The sequence below is a fragment of the Salinisphaera orenii subsp. halophila YIM 95161 genome (assembly GCF_003732545.1).
Lineage (GTDB): Bacteria > Pseudomonadota > Gammaproteobacteria > Nevskiales > Salinisphaeraceae > Salinisphaera > Salinisphaera orenii_A.
Genome location: NZ_AYKF01000104.1, coordinates 1 through 18,629, shown reverse-complemented (window position 1 = coordinate 18,629; position 18,629 = coordinate 1). Strand labels below are relative to the sequence as shown.

Annotated in this window: 12 protein-coding genes; 7 read left to right on the top strand and 5 right to left on the bottom strand. The window is 69.4% G+C overall.

The features are described from left to right. The first annotated feature begins 188 nt into the window (after positions 1 to 188). Both SAHL_RS13230 and SAHL_RS13225 read left to right on the top strand, forming a co-directional pair. Positions 189 to 1,136 carry a LysR family transcriptional regulator gene (locus SAHL_RS13230; protein WP_221177960.1) on the top strand — a complete coding sequence of 316 codons (948 nt, stop codon included), beginning with the start codon at positions 189 to 191 and terminating at the stop codon, positions 1,134 to 1,136. A 291-nt stretch (positions 1,137 to 1,427) separates the two neighbouring features. After that, positions 1,428 to 2,444 carry a GGDEF domain-containing protein gene (locus tag SAHL_RS13225; RefSeq protein ID WP_221177959.1) on the top strand — a complete coding sequence of 339 codons (1,017 nt, stop codon included), beginning with the start codon at positions 1,428 to 1,430 and terminating at the stop codon, positions 2,442 to 2,444. Between the two features lie 178 nt (positions 2,445 to 2,622). Here SAHL_RS13225 and SAHL_RS13220 read toward each other — a convergent pair whose 3' ends face one another. Together SAHL_RS13220 and SAHL_RS13215 are read right to left on the bottom strand one after the other, a co-directional pair. Further along, positions 2,623 to 3,195, bottom strand: coding sequence for a hypothetical protein (locus SAHL_RS13220; RefSeq protein WP_123591890.1), 573 nt, complete (start codon positions 3,193 to 3,195; stop codon positions 2,623 to 2,625). Positions 3,196 to 3,251: 56 nt separating this feature from the next. After that, positions 3,252 to 5,597, bottom strand: a complete 2,346-nt coding sequence (locus SAHL_RS13215) for an ExeM/NucH family extracellular endonuclease (RefSeq protein WP_123591889.1) — start codon at positions 5,595 to 5,597, stop codon at positions 3,252 to 3,254. A gap of 647 nt (positions 5,598 to 6,244) precedes the next feature. On the opposite strand from SAHL_RS13215, the gene SAHL_RS13210 reads away from it, so the two are divergent. Continuing rightward, positions 6,245 to 7,168 carry an ROK family protein gene (locus tag SAHL_RS13210; protein WP_123591888.1) on the top strand — a complete coding sequence of 308 codons (924 nt, stop codon included), beginning with the start codon at positions 6,245 to 6,247 and terminating at the stop codon, positions 7,166 to 7,168. Between the two features lie 187 nt (positions 7,169 to 7,355). After that, positions 7,356 to 8,582 carry an ATP-grasp domain-containing protein gene (locus SAHL_RS13205; protein ID WP_123591887.1) on the top strand — a complete coding sequence of 409 codons (1,227 nt, stop codon included), beginning with the start codon at positions 7,356 to 7,358 and terminating at the stop codon, positions 8,580 to 8,582. A gap of 93 nt (positions 8,583 to 8,675) precedes the next feature. Here SAHL_RS13205 and SAHL_RS13200 read toward each other — a convergent pair whose 3' ends face one another. The 3 genes from SAHL_RS13200 to SAHL_RS13190 form a co-directional block, all read right to left on the bottom strand. Then, positions 8,676 to 10,679 carry a hypothetical protein gene (locus tag SAHL_RS13200; protein ID WP_123591886.1) on the bottom strand — a complete coding sequence of 668 codons (2,004 nt, stop codon included), beginning with the start codon at positions 10,677 to 10,679 and terminating at the stop codon, positions 8,676 to 8,678. 196 nt (positions 10,680 to 10,875) lie between these two features. Beyond that, on the bottom strand, positions 10,876 to 11,364 hold the full coding sequence (locus SAHL_RS13195; protein ID WP_123591885.1) for a hypothetical protein: 489 nt from the start codon (positions 11,362 to 11,364) through the stop codon (positions 10,876 to 10,878). Then, entirely contained in the window at positions 11,361 to 11,714 is a 354-nt protein-coding gene (locus tag SAHL_RS13190) for a DUF4870 family protein (protein WP_148077388.1), read from the bottom strand. Before SAHL_RS13190 ends, SAHL_RS13195 begins: the two co-directional genes overlap by 4 nt. Positions 11,715 to 11,787: 73 nt before the next feature. Here SAHL_RS13190 and maiA point away from each other — a divergent pair, with 73 nt between their 5' ends. From maiA to SAHL_RS13175, 3 genes are all read left to right on the top strand, one after another. Further along, positions 11,788 to 12,441, top strand: coding sequence for a maleylacetoacetate isomerase (gene maiA / locus SAHL_RS13185; RefSeq protein ID WP_123591883.1), 654 nt, complete (start codon positions 11,788 to 11,790; stop codon positions 12,439 to 12,441). A gap of 322 nt (positions 12,442 to 12,763) precedes the next feature. Continuing rightward, positions 12,764 to 17,548, top strand: a complete 4,785-nt coding sequence (locus SAHL_RS13180; RefSeq protein ID WP_123591882.1) for an NAD-glutamate dehydrogenase — start codon at positions 12,764 to 12,766, stop codon at positions 17,546 to 17,548. Positions 17,549 to 17,670: 122 nt separating this feature from the next. After that, on the top strand, positions 17,671 to 18,629 hold a 959-nt coding region (locus SAHL_RS13175; RefSeq protein ID WP_148045570.1), incomplete at its 3' end, for a hypothetical protein.

The following is an 18,629-nucleotide window of genomic DNA, read 5'->3' as shown; positions in this document are numbered from 1 at the left end:
TAAGTAATTGGTTGTTACTAAAGAGATTATACCGGCTTCGCCGTTCTGTTTGGTGCAATATCCGGGCTAGGGCATTGCCTTTCTGCATGAGATCGATCCGGGCGGAAACCGCCGGTTGGAGTGGATGGATATCGATTGTCCGCCGATCGACTCTTGCAACAAGCGCAAATTTTGCAATTATTTGTTGCATGAAAAGCAATCTGGATCTCAACGCGTTGCGGACGTTCCGTCTGGTCGTGGATACGGGCGGTTTCACCGCCGCCGCGCATCGCAGCCATCGGGCGGTATCCTCGGTGTCGCGACAGATTGCGGCACTCGAGCGCAGTCTGGGCCAGACGCTGTTTCACCGGCACACGCGGGCCGTAGCGCTCACTGAAGCGGGCGCGCGGTATATCGAGGCGATCCGCCCGCTGCTCGCGGACCTCGATCAGGCGACGGATGCGGTGCGGGCCGCGCATGACGAACCCACGGGCATGCTGGTCATCAATGCCCCGGTCGCCTTTGGCGAGCGCCAGGTCGTGCCGCTCGTTCGGGCCTTTTCACGGCGATACCCGAACATCAGGACCGAACTGCGGCTGACAGACCACATCGTCGATCCGGTGTACAGCGCGAGCGACGTGACCTTCCGCGTCGGCCCGCTGACGGCGTCGAACCTGGTGGCCCGCACCCTGGCGCCCATGCGCTATGTGGTCGCTGCCGCCCCCGACTATCTGCGCCGTCGCGGGTGGCCCGATACGCCGCAGGCGCTGCGCGGACACGATTGCCTGCGCTACCAGGGCGAGTACGGTCGCCAGCACTGGTACTGGCGCGCGCACGGCGCGGAGGCATTCCAGCGCCTGGATGTGGAGGGCTCGCTGTACAGCGACGATGCGCCCAGCCTGCGGCACGCCGCGGTGCTGGGGCAGGGCATCGTCCTGTTTCCGACGTGGCTCATCGATCGCGAACTCCAGAGCGGCAGCCTGGTTTCGCTTCTGGGCGGCTGGCAGTGGGAGGTGGCCCCGGAAGCGCGCTCGGTGCACATCCTCTACGCCGCCCCGCGTCTCGGTCCGCGCAAGGTCCAGGCGTTTGTGGATCACGTGCTGGAAGCGGTGGGCGATCCGCCGATCTGGGACCGCACCGCATCGGTCCGGCGATAGCGCGAGCCTCGTGACACTCGGGCTGACCCGCGTTGCCGCTTCCGGTCGAGCGTCGGCGATGCGTGGTTCCCGGCCGTAGCCTGTGCCACGCCGCAATGCTTGCGGCATCGGCCGGCCGGCGATGCAAGGTAATCCCGATGACGTTCACGCCGCGCCACGGGGATTGATAGTGTTTCCGCGAGAGCACGGCGGGCTGTTCGATCCATCGGACAGCGCCGCGATGGCGTGCGGGCCATGGGGATGTGCCCGCCGTCGGCAATCGGTTAAGTGCCGATATAACCGGGGGACAAGATGATGGACGAGGTGCTCGAGCAGCTCGCGACGGCGGTCGAGAGTGACGATCTGGAGGCGCTCGTGCGCCCGTTTCTGTCGATTCTGGAACGCGTGAGCGGGCTCGAATCGACCTATATGACGCGAATCGATACGGATCGCGGCATCCAGGAGATCCTGTTCGCGCGCAACAGCGGCGATCTGACGGTCGCCGAAGGCTTGACGGTGCCCTGGGGCGACACGCTCTGCAAGCGCGCGTTCGAGGATGACGTGACCTGGGCCACGGACGTGCCGACGCGCTGGGGCGATTCGGCCGCGGCGGGCGAGCTCGGTCTGGTGACTTACGTCAACGAACCGGTGACGATCGGCGATGATCGCGTCTACGGCACGCTGTGCGGCGCGAGCACGGTGCGGGTGCCGGAATCGGCAGACGCGCGTCGGCTGATGCGGGTGTTCGCCAAGCTCATCGGGCGTCATATCGAACGCGAGCAGTTGCTCGAGACGCTCAGGCGCGAGCACGACTCCTACCGGACGTTCGCGTTGACCGATCCGCTCACCCTGATACCGAACCGGCGGGCGATGGTCAGCGAATTGACCCGGGCGCTGGCCAACGCCGAACGTCGCGGCGAGGTCCTCCATCTGGCGTTCATCGATCTCGACGGCTTCAAGCAGATCAACGACACCTACGGCCACGATGCGGGCGACCGGTTTCTGATCGCGATCGCCGAGAAGCTGCAGAACGCGCTGCGCGGCGGCGACTTCGTGGCCCGCATCGGCGGCGACGAATTCGTGGTCTTCGGGCCCTGTTCCTCCGATGCGCCGGATGCGGGCCGCAGGGCGATGCGGGAACGCCTGTCCGAGGTGACGTCCGGCGAATTCGACCTCGGTGTGGCCCGACTGGACTATGCCGGCCCGAGCATCGGTGCGGTCAATTCCTCGCCGGGGGAGCGCGACTGCGAAACAGTGCTCGCCCGCGCCGACGAGGCGATGTACGCGATCAAGCGGTCGAGGAACAGGCGCCGCGTGGTCAACGGCTAGGCCGGAACGGACCGTGGTTCGAGCGCACGGCCCCGACGCGAGGGTAGTAGCGGCGGCCGGATAGGCGCGATGCCAACGGCCCGCCGGGCGAGTTCTCGCCGGCATCCCGCCACTTTGATCGGCATGAACGAAAAAGGCCCGCGCCTGACGACGCGGGCCCGTGCGGCCGGTCCTTCGATCAGCCGTCGATATCGCGCCGGCGCACGAGCGCGAGCGTCCCGATCATGGCCAGGCCCATGAAACCGAGCAGGCCGCCGGGCGCGGGGACGTCGGTGGCGCTGCGCTCGACGGTGGCCGTCAGGTCGCCGAGGATGCGCCCGCCGGCGGTGAAGTGGTCGATGGTGAAGCCGTCCTCGGTGATCTCGGCGCTGCAGAAGCTGCACGCGGGTCCGAGGGCCGAGATGCCGGTGAAGGCCAGGAAGTCGTCGAGGCCGAGGCCGTTCGGGCCGAGCGTGCCGGCGATGGAGGTGCGGTCGTTGGTCAGCGCGGTATCGCCGACGCTGAACCGGTAGTCGCGGATGTCGGCGTTGCCGAAGGCCGCGCCGGGCGCCAGCGCCTCGTCGGCGACATCCAGTACGCCGCTGAAGGCGTCGCCCACCGCGAACGAAGAGACGGGGTTCGCCACCGGGTTGCCGCCGAGGTCGGCAAAGCCGGTCACGGCACCGGAGAAGTGAATCATCCCGGCCTGGGCGCCCGCGGAGGCGAATAGCAGGGCGCCTGTCAGGGCGGCGGTGGAAAGAAAGCGTTTCATGGTCTGTACTCCCTGGGTCGATGAGTCTGTGAGCGGGGTCGTATGGGTCGCCGCGTTCATTGCGGCGCAGCGAGGTCGAGCTGGATCACGACCGGGTCGTGATCGGAGGCCCGATACGGGCCGGGGTTGTAGAAGCTGCCGATCTGGGCCGGCGACTTGTACTCGATGTTGTAGTCCAGAGCCGGCGGCTCGTCCGCGTTGATATGGAAGGGCACCGCGGCCAGGACCCGATCCTGCAGCGCGCCGTTGGCCAGCGCGTGGTCGAGCGCACCGCTCTGGGCGTCGAAGACATACGTCGTGGCGGGCGTGTCGTCGCCGCGCTCGAGCAGCGTGCGGTAGTCCGCCCGCTCGAACGTGGTGACCGGATCCTCCTGGGCGTAGGCGTTGAGATCGCCGATGACCAGTACCTGATCGGTGTCGCCGTCGGTGGGGTCGTCGGCGAGCCAGTCGATCTGGTCCTCGGCGGCCTGCGTCCGCAGGACGTTCCAGCAGCTCTGGCCGTCGCCCTGGTCGGCGTTCGGATCGTCGCCGCCGGGGCAGCTGCCCTTGGACTTGAAGTGGTTGACCGCGACGGTCACCCGGGCGCCGTTGGGCGCGGCGAAGGTCTGCGCGATCGGCTGGCGGTTGCCGATCACATAGGGCGTGGTGGTCAGGGTCGCCGGCTCACCGACCGGGCGGACCCGCTGGCTGTCGTAGATCAGGCCCACCGCGATGGCGTCGGTGCCGAGTCGCGGGCTGCCCGGGTCGACGACGGCATAACTGGCGTCGCTGTCGCCGGCCGCGTTCAGGCTGCCGACGAGTTCCTGAATCGCGCTGTCGGGGCCGTAGCCGTCGTTCTCGATTTCCATCAGGCCCACGATATCGGCGTCGAGCGCGGTGATGGCCGCCACCAGCTTGGCCCGCTGTCGTGCCAGCTCCTCCGGGCTGTCGGCGCCGCGCGCGGTCGGAAAGCCGCCGCCTTGGCCGTTGCCGTTGAAGAAGTTCAGGACGTTGGCGCTGGCCACCCGCAGGTTGCCGCCCTGGGGCAGGACCGCGGGTGTCGGCCGCGGATTGACCGGGTCGAAGACCGGGGTCGCCGTGGGCTGCACGCGCCAGTCGCCGAAGCCGTAGCTCAGCACGCCTTCGATGCCGGTGACCGCGTCGCCGAGGCGCAGCGTGTTGAACGCCGACAGCGCGGGCGCCGGGTAGATGACCGGATCCGGGTTCTCCGTGGACAGGCCGTCGTCGAGCACCAGCCGATTGCGCGCATTGAGCTCGGCCAGCGCGCGAGCCGGTTCGCCGGGCGGGACCACGTTGGTCGGCGTCTGCAGGCGACCGCCGGCCGAGAGCACGACCTCGCCGAAACGCCCGAGCGTGTAATTGCCGGATACGGTCAGACGCTGGCGCAGCGTCACGCGCATGCCCTCGAGCGCTTCCGGCGCGTCCGGGCTGGCGAAGGGCAGGGTCAGCAGGGATGGCGACATGGCGTATCCGCTGCCACACACCGCGGCCCGGTCCGTACGCCGCAGTTCGGTGAGGCCGTTGAACTCCGTGACCTCGCCGCGCAGACGCACCCGCTGGCTGGTGGCGAAATCCGCGGCCGCGATGTCGTCGGCGTCGCCGGTGTAGACGAACAGGCCCTCGGAGGTGCGCGGGTCGCTGTCGTGGGCGCCGTCGGCGGCCTGCACGAAAAAGCCCTCGAGACCGTTCGAACCGCCGTAGACGGCGGTCACGATCGCTTCCACGACGTGCATCTCGTCGACCAGCGGCGAATCGGCCCCCGGGCCCTGGATGGCGTGGATGGCGGTGGCGTCGTCGCCGCAGCTGCCGAAGGCGACGGTGCTCGGCGGCTCTGACTCGCCGAACGTGCCGAGATTGGCGAAGGTGTCGGCGGGGTAGCCGCTCCATTCATTGGCGGGGTCGAAGGGCGTGTCGCCGTCGGCGCGGCCGCTCGCGACCGACGTATCGCGGCGCAGCGTGTGGTCGCGCGTCGAGACGCTGCCCGAGCCCCAGGCCGAGCCGGGGTCGACGCCGATGCGGCCGATGACGTCGACCGGCGCACCGTCGTCGAGCAGTGCGATCGCATCGTCGCCGTTGTACAACGAGCCGTCGTAGGTCTGGTCGGCCGCGGCCAGCACGACGGCGTCGGCACGCTGGTCGGCGAACACGAAGGTCTCGCCGGCCTCGATCGTGCCGTCGAGCGCGATCGTGGCGCCGGCGTCGGCCGAGCCGTTGAAATACACCGCGATCGCGTAGCCGTCCAGGTCGACCGCGGCATCGGTCGGGTTATAGATTTCGAGCGACTTGTTGTAGCTGCTGCCTTCGACGTACTCGCTGAAGAATAGACCCGGCGCGGCGTGCACGACGGGCGTGAACGCGCCCAGCGTGAGCGCGACGAGTCCGGCTCGTCCGAATGAGGTCACGGCTGTCTCCCTGATTTTTCCGTTGGTTGGGGCAGCGTGGCGAGCCCATGTTGCGACCACGCTACGGCCGCGGCGCGGCCACGCCGAGCCGGGGCACGGCCCAAGTAAAACCACTTTCGGCTCAGCAGCCTGGCGCTGGAGGTCGCGTTATAAGAAGATTCCGTGACATCGACGGCTCCGGGGTTCAGTTTTGGTATCAGCGGCCGGTTGCCACGAATGCCGGCAGCCGGGCGTCGACCGCTCGACGCCGATGAAGCGCCGCAGAGCCGGCGTCGAGGCGCTCTCCAGGTGGTGCCGGTGGGCACGCGGGCCTAACGTGGGGGGCAGCCGGCGCGGTGGAGAGCCGTATCCACCGTGCGACGGGCGGTGGGGCTCGGCGCTGTGCCGACCGAGCGATCGGCGCCTTTGAATCGACGCGCGTTGGCCGCGGGTCGGAGTGTCGAATCAGTGGACGCCCCGGCTTCGACGGCTCGCGCGGCGGGTCTTGCGCCGACTTTGGCTGTGCCCGCAGGGACGGCTCGCGCTAACATGACGAACGCATTGGCACGGCCGGGACGGCGCATGAAGACATTGTCCACGATCGATCGAGTCGCCCCCGGCGTGGCCCGGAGGAAGCCGGCCCGCGTCGTATCGGCCGGGTGCGGTCGATGAGCGCCACGTCGGGACTGCGGCTCGGCATCGATCTGGGCGGCACCAAGATCGAGGGCACGGTGATCGACGCCGCCGACCAGGTGTGCAGCCAGCGACGCGTCGAGACGCCGCAGGGCGATTACGCTGCCACCGTGACCGCGGTGGTCGAGCTGGTGCAGGCGCTGGAACAGGATGTCGCGGTCACGGGTCTGCCGGTCGGCATCGGCACGCCGGGCAGCGTCGACCCGCGCTCCGGACTGCTGCGCAACGCCAATTCCCAGTGTCTGAACGGCCGTCCGCTGGCGGTCGATCTGCAGAGCGCGATCGGGCGCGAGCTGCGCATCGCCAACGACGCCGACTGTCTGGCGCTGTCCGAGGCTCTCGACGGCGCCGGCGCCGGATACGCGAGCGTCTTCGGCGTGATCATGGGCACCGGCGTCGGCGGTGGCGTGGTCATCGACGGCCGCCTGCTGACCGGCTGCAACGGCGTGGCGGGTGAGTGGGGGCACATCCCGCTGCCCTGGGCGCGCGCCGCGGAGGTCCGCAGCGCGCCGCGCTGCTGGTGCGGCATGGACAGCTGTCTGGAGACCTGGCTGTCGGGCCCCGCGATGACGGCCGATCACATGCGCCGCGGCGGCAACGAGCTCAGCGCGCGCGAGATCGTCGAACGGGCCGAGGCCGGCGAGCGCCTGGCGGGCGCCACGCTCAAGGCCTGGCTCGAGCGCGTCGCGCGGGCGCTGGCCATGGTCATCAATCTGCTGGACCCGGATGTGATCGTCATCGGTGGCGGCCTGTCGCAGATCCGCTGGCTGTACAGCGAGGTGCCCAAGGTCTGGGCGCAGCACGTCTTCGCCGATCAGGTGGGTACGCCGCTGTGTCCGGCGCAACACGGTGCCGCCTCGGGCGTGCGCGGGGCGGCGCGACTGTGGCCCGCGACCTGACGCGCCGCGGCACTCGCGGACTGATTCATATGATGATGTTCACACGAGGGGTTCCGTCACGATCGCCGCATTTTTTTAGTTTACTCTTCTTTTTCAGCGCGCTTTTCATGCGTTTTGGCGCGGCCGCCGTCGGTGCGAATGAGAGTGTGCTACGGTCAGCAAGAACTCCATTGACCAACGGAAAGCCATGAGCGAGAAGGATCCGGACAAGGGCTATATCGCCCTGCTGGGCTGGTCTCTCGGCGCCATCGAGGCCGCCGAGCGTTTCGATCGCCGTTACATCGTCGTCGCGCCCGAGTGGGCCGAGGACTACTGCAAGCAGCACGATATCCCCTACATGGCGTGGAACTTCGAGCGGCTGAACGACCGTTCGCTGGAGATCGCCGAAAAACTGCGCGACGAAGGCGTCGACGCCGCCGTGCCGCTGTTCGAGGAGGTCGTCGAATGGGCCGGCGCGATCAACGCCGTGCTCATGGGCAACCCGCGCCTGCACGGCCAGGCCGTGCTGTTCCGCGACAAGGCGCTGATGAAGCGCCGCGCCCAGCTCGGCGGCATTCGCGTGGGCATCTTCGAGGAGGCCCACGAGAAGGACGACGTCTATCGTTTCTTCAAGCGCGTCAACCAGACGCTGCTCAAGCTCGACGGCGACGTCGACGATCCGATCCACCTCAAGGCCTTCGACAAGGCGGGTTGTCTCGGTCATCGGATGATCCGGACCGCCGAGGAGATCGAGCAGATCCCGGAGGCCGAGTATCCGCTTCTCATGGAAAGCCATCTCGATGGCTGGGAGTTCGCGGTCGAGGCCTGGATCTGGAACGGCGAGATCCAGTTCCTCAACATCTCCGAGTACGTCACGCTCGGCTATTCGGTCTTCGTGCCGGCGACGCCGGAGCTGGAATCCTGGCGCGCGCTCATCACCAAGCAGATCGAACTGCTGATCGAGGCCTTCGACATCAAGTTCGGCCAGATCCATCCCGAGTACTTCGTGACCTCCGACGGCACCATGTACTTCGGCGAGGTCGCCTACCGGCCGCCGGGCTTCAAGGCCTTCGAGCTGATCGAGCGTGCCTACGGCTTCAACGCCTATCAGGCCTCGATGTTGGTGTTCGATCCCAAGACCACCGAGGACGAGGTGCGCAACTTCTTCCCCGAGCCGGTTACGGGGGCGAAGGGCTATGCCGGCTGCTTCGGCGTCTATCCGCGCAAGCGCGTGGTCAGCAAGCTCGCGATTCCCGAAGAGGTCGAGGAGCACGAGTACTTCGACTTCCACGAGTTGACGGAACCCCTGCAGGAGACGGTGACCAAGCGCAACGCCTTCGGCACCCACTGGGGTCTCATCTTCTATTTCGGCGACAACGCTCACCGCATGCGCGACTGGCTCAAGCGCAACGAGGAGCTGGACTTCTACGTCTGATCGCGATCGGCGCGTAGGCAACCCTGCACCGGAGGTCGTCCGGTGCAGGGTTTTTTCGTCGTGCGGCGGCCGCGGCCGACAGAGGGCCCGACGCTACTCGGCAACGGCCGCGTCGTCGTCCCAGGGCATGTCCGCGGCCCAGCTTTCGGCGATCCGCCGGCGCACGCGCGCCACGGCGTCCGCGGGTATCCGCGACGGGTCGCCGGTCTCGCGTGTCTTGTAGTGAAAGACATAGACGCGCGCCAGGAACTGCTCGAAGGGCAGTGAGGACTCGCCTTCCAGTTCGCCGTGATCGTGGGTCGAGGTGACGATACCTTGTCCCCAGTTCTGCTCCTTGTCGCGATTCGGGTTGAAGAAGTAGACGCGCCATTCCCCGGCCGGATCGAAGGCCACGCGCTGGATCGATATCGCGTGCCAGCCCACCAGCGCCCCCTGATGGTTGGTCGTGGCGATGCCGCAGGGCTGGGCGTAGACCAGGTCTCGGCCGCCGTTGTAGAGCGGATGATAGGCGGCATGGAAATCGCGGATGAACTCGTCGCAGCGCGTCACCGTGCCGGTGGCCGTGTCGATCAGCTCGCCGAAGCCGCGATGCACCCACCAGCCGTGCAGCTCGGGGTTGACCCAGCGATGACCGTCGCCGATGCGCCCGATCGTGTGGCGGCTCATCTCCATGTAGATGCGGTCGAGGTGCGGTGTCAGCAGCAGCGAGACCGGATCGAGTTCGGTATGCAGCTCCGTCGCCAGACCGAAGGTCAGCTCGCTGGCGCGGATGTTGAGGCCCTCGAACTGCAGGACGAGATCGTTCTCGCGGGCGGCGTAGGCGATCAGTTCGAGCAGATAGCCGACATCATTCTGAGCCCAGAGGCTGATCGCCCGGGCCGACTGGCATGTGGGGTTGAGCCCCTGATCCACGCCGCGCGGCTGGCCGAGCACCGACAGCGTGCCGGCGAGCAGGAGTACGTTGGCGTCCGGCGGATCCGTCCATTCGCTGGCCTCGCGCAGCGTGGCCGCCACCTCCGGATTGATCGCCAGCACCATCAGCCGGCGCAGGCCCGGCAGCACCGGCCGGATGAAGGTCATGCCCTGTTCCAGCAGCTTCGACAGACCGTAGATCGAGCGCGCGGTCTCGCGCCGGATCGCGAACTTGATCAGCTCCGAGATCAGCGTCTGATGCGCACCCAGACTCACCTTGCCGACGGCGTTGAGGGCGAGCGCCGGACCGACCAGCTCCGGCGCCCGGTCCACCAGATGGCACAGCAGATCGGCGTGCTGTGCGGACACCAGCCCGGTGCGCGCCATGGCATCGCCGAAGGTCTGGGCCTCCTCGGCCAGCGCGTTGGTATCCAGCGCGGCGAGCGCGGCGACATAGTCGTCGCGGCTGCCCGCCCGCGACAGACGGCTCGGCCCCTTCAGCGCGTGGATCCACGACCGGGCCCGGGTGGCCGCGGCGTCGTCCTCGGGCAGCTCTGCGGTGGCCCGGTCGGCCGCGCGCAGCAGGGCCTCCGCCCGCTGGATCATGATCGGGCGCTGGAGCAGCACGCGCTCGACCTCGATGACCAGCGCGTTGAGGATCGTGGCCGCGCCGATGCGCTCGAGAATGAATTCGAACAGCGTGCGCACGCGCTCGCCGATCGCCGGATCCGCCTCGCGGGTTTCCTCCGTGGCGACCGGGAACAGCAGATCGAGGTTCGCGGCCAGCACCTGCTCGAGGAAACTGCGCGCACCGGCGGCATCCATCGACGCGCTGCGGCATTCGCCCTGGGCGATCGCCAGCAGCCGCAGTTCGCTCAGACACTCCAGCGTGGCGTTGGCGCCGCCGGCGCGCAGCGTGTTGCCGGCCAGGCCCGGCTGGAGATCGGCCGGGTCGTACCAGTCACCGCCGAGGAACACCCCGGCGGCGTCGAAACGGGCGGCGTGAGCGTACAGCGCGGCGATGCCCGCGGGATCGCTCAGCAGCTTCCGCGCGCGTGCCAGCAGCTGGGACTGATGGTTGAACTTGGAGAAACGGGGCGCCGTCTCGAGGCGCTCGAGCGTCGCTTCGAAATCCTCGGTCAGTCTCGCGAACCGCGGCGTCTGTGAAGGGGTGGGCTCACCCAAGTACGACCTCCGGAGCCCGGCCTGCGCGTGCGCGGCGTGATGTCCGCGCGCCGGTCATCGCACCGCGGTGTACCGTTCGGCACAGTCCGGCAAATGGGTTTCGGCGACATTAACACAACGGCTGCGTGGCCACGGCACCGGGCGCTGCCGACTTGCGTCGACGCTGAGCCGCCTGCGGCCCCGGCATCCACCGGCGCTACGCCGGGGCTCGATCCATCCAGCGCAGCCAGCGCCGGATCAGGCGGACGCTCAGCCAGAGGGTGACGATCAGCCAGCCGGCGATGGCGACGAAGGCGGCCAGCATGAGGGTGCCGATGCCCAGTTCCGGCCAGGCGGCGGCCAGCGTCTCCATCGGGTGCGGGGCGTAGGCCATCGTGTTGAGCACGGTCATGGTGGTGTCGAGCAGTGTCGGGATCGCCAGCAGCGGGGCGATCAGCACCAGCAGCAGGGTGGCGGCGGACCACAGGTGATGGCGCATCAGCCAGCGGTGGTGGCCGGCGATCACCGGATCGGCGCCGCCGGTGGCCAGGCCGTGGGGGATGGCCAGCACGGCGATGACGGGTATGAGCACCACGCCGACCCCGACCCAGAGGGCGGCGAGCACGGCGGCGGCGGTGAGGTAGCCCAAGGTCACACCGGCGCCCCCGGCGCCGGCGGCCGGCCGCGGATGGTCGATATCGTTCATGGCGCCGGCATGGCCCGGTGTTCGGCGAAGGCGAGCACGCCGCGCACGATGCGGTAGACGAACCAGATCCAGAGCACGACATAGCCGACCAGGCCGATGCCGACGCCGGCCAGCACGAGGCAGACCAGCGACCAGAGCACCCCGAACCAGAAGGTGCGCATCAGCCAGCGGTGGTGCGTCCAGGCCACGCCGTCGCGCCGGTCGCCGATCTTGACGTGGTTGATGATCACGCCCGCGATCGCGGTCACGCCGGCGAAGAACGCCAGACCGTAGAGAACGTAGGTCACCAGCAGCACGTTGCGCTCGATCTCGCTGCGCGTGGCCGGCGTGTTGTCGGGGTGATGGGCCATGGTCATGGGTGGGGCAGGGCAGTCGGTTTGCTAGAATCGGGCGTCAATCGCGTTCGAACACGGTCGCCGGCTCATGCTTCAGCTGTTCACTCACCATCGCAGCGTCTCGGCGCACCGGGTGCGCATCGCGCTCAACTACAAGGGCGTGTCCTACAAGTCGATCCTCACGGATCTGGATCATGCCAGGGGCGATCGCCTGTCGTACCTGAACGTGAATCCGCAGGGGCTCATCCCGGCGCTGTGGGCCGAGAACGATCTGGTGATATCCCAGTCGTCGGCCATTCTAGAATATCTCGAGGAGCGCTATCCTGAACGCCCGCTGATCCACGGCGACATCGCCGAGCGCGCGCGCATCCGCTCCTTTGCCCAGATCGCGATCGCGGACACGCACCCGCTGAATAATCTGCGCGTGCTGCGCTATCTGCGCGACGCCATGGACGTGCCCTACGACAAGCGCCGCGAATGGTTCGAGCACTGGATCCACAAGGCCTTCGGGCCGATGGAATCCATTCTCGCCGGCCACGCCCGCGAGCACGACGCGCACAGCTACTGCTTCGGCGAGCGGCCGAGCCTGGCGGACGTCTGTCTGGTGCCCCAGGTGTCGCTGGCCGAACGTTATCAGGTCGATCTGTCGGACTATCCGACCATCCGCCGCGTCTATCGCGCCTGCATGACCATGGCCGCCTTTCAGGCCGCGGACCCGGACACCCAGCCCGACACCCGCTGACCCGCGCCGGCCCGCCGCGCCGGGTGCGGGGCGGCGCCGCACGCCGCGGCCGATGTTCACGCCCCGGTCGGGTCTTATGTCGTCGGCGAAAGCGGGACGGCCCGGATACACAGCGCGTCGAGACGCGCGGCGGGCCGCCACCGTGCGGCGCAGCGCTAGAGAGGCGTGTGCTCGTGCCGGCGGCCGCGTCCGCCCGACGCGCCGGCGCGGCGTTGCAGCCCATGCCGATGCGCCGCCATGATGCGGCGGAAGCACTATGACGATACAGAACCAGGCGAAATAAGGTACTAATCGGGACGGACCGACAACCGGATGACGCGCGATGAACAGTACGGCGACCCTACTTGCGGATCTGCACGCCCGGGCGGTGGCGCATGACGAGGCCGGCGAGGCCGGCGCGTTCGTCGCCTTCGTCGACATCTGCTTCGACGGTATCGCCGCCGACACGCTCGCCGCGCGCTCGCCGGCCGCGCTGTTCGCCGCCGCGCGGCAGCAGTTCGAACTGCTGGCCCGGCCGCGGCGGCACGGCGAGTTCCGGATCGCGGTGGAGCCGCTGACCGACGGCGACGGCCGCTGCGACACCGCGCTGATGACGGTCATCGACGACATGCCGTTTCTGGTCGACACCCTCGGCATGGCCGTGCGCGAGACCGGCGCCGAGATCGACTGGATGATCCATCCGGTGGTGCGGGTCGCCCGCGACGCCGACGGCCGGCTGGCGGGTCCGCCGAGTCACGCGGGCGCCAACGAGCACGCCGACGACGAATCCGTCATCCGCATCGAATTCGCCGCGCCCGCGGGGCTGGACGTGGCCGCACTGGAGGCCCGCATCCGCGCCAGCCTCGACGATCTGGAGCGGGTGGTGGCCGACTGGCATCCCATGCGTCGCCAGCTTCAGCGCGTGATGGCGGATCTGGACACCGCACCGAGTGGCGTGGACCCCGACGAATGCGCCGAGACCCAGGCCTTTCTGCGGTGGGTCGCCGACGATCACTTCACCTTTCTCGGCTACCGCTGCCGCGAGGTCGTGGCCACCGGCGGCGACGCCGACAGCATGGTCGACGTGCCCGACAGCAGTCTCGGCCTGCTGCGCGAGGATCGCCCCGGCATCGACCCGGACGGCTATGTCGCCCCGGCGGCGATGATGGACAAGTACAGCCAGTCGGGGCGGGTGCTGGTGGTGACCAAGGCCAACGCGCGCGCCTGGATCCACCACCCGGAGACCATGGACGTCATCGCGATCAAGCGCTTCGACGAGACCGGCAACGTCGTCGGCGCGCATCGCTTTCTGGGGCTGTTCTCGGGCGAGGCCTACGCCGCCAGCCCGCGCCATATTCCGCTGCTGCGCCAGAAGGTGCGCCATGTGATGACGCGGGCCGCGCTGCGGCCGGGTTCGCACGCGGCCAAGAGCCTGCGCTATATCCTCGAGACCTTCCCGCGCGACGAGCTGTTCCAGTCCTCCGAGGACGAGCTCTACGACACGGTCATCGGCGTGCTCGGCATGCGCGAGACCGAGCGCCTGCGCCTGTTTCTGCGCCGCGATCGCTACGAGCGCTTCCATTCCTGCATCGTCTACCTGCCGCGCGAACGCTACACCGTCGAACTGCGCGACCGCATCGTGCGCGAACTCGAGCGCCGTTTGAACGGCAGCGCCCAGGAGACCGACGCCCAGTTCCTGCGCGGTGCGGTGGTGCGCGTGCACTGCCAGATCGCCACCGACGGCCCGGTCGACGGCGGCATCGACGCGCGCAGTCTCGAAGCCGACCTGATCGCCGCCACCCGCGACTGGAGCGATCGCTTCGCCGCCGCCGCCCGCGATGCGGGCACGCTCATGCCCGCCTACGCCCAGGCCTTCGACATCGGCTATCGCGAGCGCTTCGACGCCGAGGCCGCGGTCGCCGACGCGCGCCTGCTGGCCGGGCTCGACGCCGAGGCGCCGCCGGTGCTGCGTTTCGTGGGGCTCACGCGGGACGGCGACGTGGCGCTCAAGCTCTACGGCGGCGGCCCGGAGATGACGCTGTCGCGGGTGCTGCCGATCCTCGAGAACTTCGGCCTGTCCGTGCACACCCAGCGGCCGTATGCCGTGGCTCGCCCCGGGCACGACCGCCAGTGGATCCACGAATACGAGGCCGAGCATCCGGAGGCCGAATGCCTGGCCGCCGGCGAGCGCGCGGACTACGTCGCCGAAGCGTTCGCCGACATCGTCGCCGGCCGCGCCGAGAACGACGGCCTCAACCGGCTGGTGATCGCCGCCGGTCTGGCGCCGCGCCAGGTCGTGCTGGTGCGCACGGTGACGCGCTATCTGCTGCAGACCGAGCTGCCGTTCTCACCGGTCTACGTGCAGACGCAGCTGGCCGCCCACGCCGAACTGGTGGCCGACCTGGTGGCCCTGTTCGAGCAGCGCTTCGATCCCGACGGCGCCGCTGAGCGGGTTTCGGAGGACGACATTCTCGCCGCGCTCGACGCCGTGGCCAGCCTCGACGCCGACCGCGTGCTGCGCGCCTTCCACGGCGTCGTCACGGCGACCCTGCGCAGCAACTATTTCCAGCGCGACGCCGACGGCCGGCCCAAGCCCTATGTCAGCATCAAGCTGGACCCGCACCGGGTGCCGGAACTGCCGCGCCCGGTGCCGATGTTCGAGGCCTTCGTCTACGCCCCCGAGGTCGAGGGCGTGCACCTGCGCGGCGGTCCGGTCGCCCGTGGCGGGCTGCGCTGGTCCGACCGGCGCGAGGATTTCCGCACCGAGGTGCTGGGCCTGATGAAGGCGCAGATGGTCAAGAACGCGGTGATCGTGCCGGCCGGCGCCAAGGGCGGCTTCGTGCTCAAGGACACGCCCGCCGAGGAGACGCGCGAGGCCCGCCAGGCGCGCGGCATCGCCGGCTACAAGATCTTCATCCGCGGCCTGCTGGACATCACCGACAATCGGGTCGGCGACGCCGTCGAGCCGCCGCCGCGGGTGGTGCGCCTGGACGCGGACGACCCCTATCTGGTGGTCGCCGCCGACAAGGGCACGGCCACGTTCTCGGACATCGCCAACGGCCTGTCGCGGGAATACGGCTTCTGGCTGGACGACGCCTTCGCCTCCGGCGGGTCCGCCGGCTACGACCACAAGGTCATGGGCATCACCGCACGCGGCGCCTGGGAGGGCGTCAAGCGCCACTTCCGCGAGCTCGGCCGCGACATCCAGCGCGAGCCGTTCACGGTGGTCGGCATCGGCGACATGGCCGGCGACGTGTTCGGCAACGGCATGCTGCTCTCGGAGCAGATCCGCCTGGTCGCGGCCTTCAACCACCGCCACATCTTCATCGACCCGGATCCCGATCCGGCGGCCACCTTCGCCGAGCGCAAGCGCCTGTTCGAAGCGGCCGGTGCGGCCTGGAGCGACTATGACCCGGCGCTGATCTCGGCCGGCGGCGGCGTCTACGAGCGCAGCGCCAAGACCATCGAGCTCTCGTCCGAGGCGCGGGCGGCGCTGTCCCTAGACGAACGCCGTCTGACGCCGAACGCGCTCATCCGCGAGATCCTGCGGGCGCCGGTGGACCTGCTCTGGAACGGCGGCATCGGCACTTACGTCAAGGCGCGCACCGAGTCGCACGCCGATGTCGGCGACCGCGCCAACGACAGCGTGCGCCTGGACGGCCGCGAGCTGCGCGCCCGGGTCGTGGGCGAGGGCGGCAACCTCGGCCTGACCCAGGCCGGGCGTATCGAGTACGCCCTGGCCGGCGGCTATCTCAACACCGACGCCATCGACAACTCCGGCGGCGTGGATTCCTCCGATCTGGAGGTCAACATCAAGATCGCGCTGGGGGCGGTCGAGGCCGCCGGCCGGCTCGATCGGGACGACCGCAACGCCCTGCTCGCGGAGATGACCCCGGACGTGATCGAGCTGGTGCTGCGCACCAACTATCTGCAGACCCAGCAGATCAGCCTCATGGCCGCGGACAGCATCACCCGCTTCGACGAGCAGGTCAGCTACATGCGCACGCTGGAGCGCGACGGCGTGCTCGACCGGCGCCTCGAGCGGCTGCCCGACGACGAGGCGATCGAGGAGCGCCTGCGCAGCCGTCAGGGGCTGACCCGGCCGGAGCTCGCGGTGCTGGTCTCCTACGCCAAGATCGCCGTGGCCGAGGCGGTCGTCGCCGGCGATCTGCCGGACGACCCGTGGCTGGAACGCACGCTCGCCGACGGCTTTCCCGCGGCGCTGGCCGAGCGCCACCCCGACGCCGTGACCGGCCATCGGCTCAAGCGCGAGCTGATCACCACGCTGGTGACCAACCAGATGGTGGACCGGCTCGGCATCGCCACCGCCCACCGGCTGCCGGCCGGTTTCGGCAGCCGCATGGACGCGGCGGTGCGGGCCTATCTGCTGGCCGACGCCTGGCTGGACGGCGAAGCCCTGTTCCACGACATCGAAGCGCTGGACAACCGTCTGCCCACGGAACAGCAGTACGCCCTGCACAAGATCGTCATCGGGCTGCTCAAGCACGTCATGAGCTGGTGGCTGGCCACGCCGGAGATCGACGGCGACATGGCCACGCTGATCGAGCGCTTCGGCGCCGATGCCCGCCGGCTGCTCGCGGATCTGCCGCAATTCCTCGCCGGCAGCTACCACGCGCACTGGCAGGCCGACTTCGAGGCCTGGACCGAGGCCGGCCTCGACGAGGCGCTGGCCGCCCGCATCGCCAGCGCGGACGCCGGCGGCGGCGTGCTCGACGTGGTTTCGCTGGCCGAGGGGCGCGGCCGCGACGTGGGCGAGGTCGCGAGCATCTACTACGCCGTCGGCGACGAGCTCGGCGTCGCCTGGCTGCAGGATGCGATCCACGACCTCGGTGCGGACGGCCGCTGGGCCGCGCTCGCCCGGGCCGGGCTGCGCGGCGACAGTTACCGCATCCACCAGCAGATCGCCGCCCAGGTGCTCGACATGCCGGGGCCGACGCCGCTGGACGACTGGCGCGAGGCCCACCGCCGCACGATCGAATACGTCGCCGCGCGCATGGCCGAACTGCAGGCGATCGACCGCCCGGGTCACGCCCACCTGACCGTGGCCGTGCGCGATCTGGCGCGTCTGACCACCGCCCGGCCGACGAGTCTGGGCGGCGCGGTCTGAACGACGCGCTCGCGCGCGCGGGCGCCCGGGCGGAGCGCCGGCCCGGGCGGATCGCCGCGCTGCTGTTCGCCGCCGGGTTCGGCGTCCAGTTCGTCGCCGCGCTGGCGGCGGGCGATGCCCGCTTGTTCAGCGGGTTCAACGCCCTGCATTTTCACGTCGACTACGTGGCCCACGGCTTCGTGCGCCGTGGCCTGGTCGGCACGCTGCTGTCGCCGTTGCCCGACCCCGCGCGCGGCATCGCGGCGCTGGCGTTCGGCGTTGCCGTGGCCGCCGGTCTGATCGCGGTGATGACCCGGATGCTGCGCACGGCCCGGGCGCGTCTGGCCCCGGCCGATGCCCGCGGGCTGACCGCGCTCGTTGTCGCCTCGCCGGCGACCTTTCTCGCCTTCGGCTACGATTTCGCCCGCTACGACCAGCTCAACCTGCTGCTGGCGGTGGCCGCCGTGTGGCTCGTTCGCCGCCAGCGGGTCTGGGCCGCCGCCGCGGTCTGTGTGTTCGCGCTGCTGGTGCACGAAGCGTTTCTGTTCTACGGCGTGCCGATCGTGCTGGCCGCGGTCGGCACGGCGGCCCACGCGTCGGCCGCGGCGCTGGCCGCGCAGTTTCGGCGCGCGCTGACGCGAGGCGCGCCGGTGTTGGTCGCCTGCGTGCCGACGGTCGCGGTCATCATGGCGTTCGGTCGTTACGAGCCGGGCCACGACGCGCTCGCCGCGAGTCTGGCCGAACATCTGACGCCGGCCAATCGCAACGCCCTGTTCGTCTGGCTGCGTGATTCGGATGCCGCGGCGGGCTATGTCGCCGGCCGCCTGGGGCAGGGGCTGTTCTCGCCGCTCGAGGTGGGCCTGCTGATGGCCACCGTCGGGAGTATCGCCGCGGCGTTCGTGGCCGTGTACCGCGCCAACGCGCGTCGTCTCGATCTGTGGGCGCTCGTGCCGCTCGGCGTGCTGCCGCTGTTCGCGGTGGGCGTGGACTATGCGCGCTGGCTGGGACTCGCCTGGGTGCTGGCGCTGGCCGTGGTGGTGCTGCAGGTGCGCGACGGCCGCTTCACGCGGCTGCCGCGGGCGCTGTCCGGGCGCTGGCCGTG

What these genes read in the sequence shown, in the direction of transcription:
- SAHL_RS13220 (WP_123591890.1), bottom strand. Translation starts at nt 3,195, where the DNA reads ATGAAACGCTTTCTTTCCACCGCCGCCCTGACAGGCGCCCTGCTATTC.
- SAHL_RS13190 (WP_148077388.1), bottom strand. Translation starts at nt 11,714, where the DNA reads ATGGCCCATCACCCCGACAACACGCCGGCCACGCGCAGCGAGATCGAG.
- SAHL_RS13195 (WP_123591885.1), bottom strand. Translation starts at nt 11,364, where the DNA reads ATGAACGATATCGACCATCCGCGGCCGGCCGCCGGCGCCGGGGGCGCC.
- SAHL_RS13225 (WP_221177959.1), top strand. Translation starts at nt 1,428, where the DNA reads ATGATGGACGAGGTGCTCGAGCAGCTCGCGACGGCGGTCGAGAGTGAC.
- SAHL_RS13230 (WP_221177960.1), top strand. Translation starts at nt 189, where the DNA reads ATGAAAAGCAATCTGGATCTCAACGCGTTGCGGACGTTCCGTCTGGTC.
- maiA (WP_123591883.1), top strand. Translation starts at nt 11,788, where the DNA reads ATGCTTCAGCTGTTCACTCACCATCGCAGCGTCTCGGCGCACCGGGTG.
- SAHL_RS13180 (WP_123591882.1), top strand. Translation starts at nt 12,764, where the DNA reads ATGAACAGTACGGCGACCCTACTTGCGGATCTGCACGCCCGGGCGGTG.
- SAHL_RS13205 (WP_123591887.1), top strand. Translation starts at nt 7,356, where the DNA reads ATGAGCGAGAAGGATCCGGACAAGGGCTATATCGCCCTGCTGGGCTGG.
- SAHL_RS13210 (WP_123591888.1), top strand. Translation starts at nt 6,245, where the DNA reads ATGAGCGCCACGTCGGGACTGCGGCTCGGCATCGATCTGGGCGGCACC.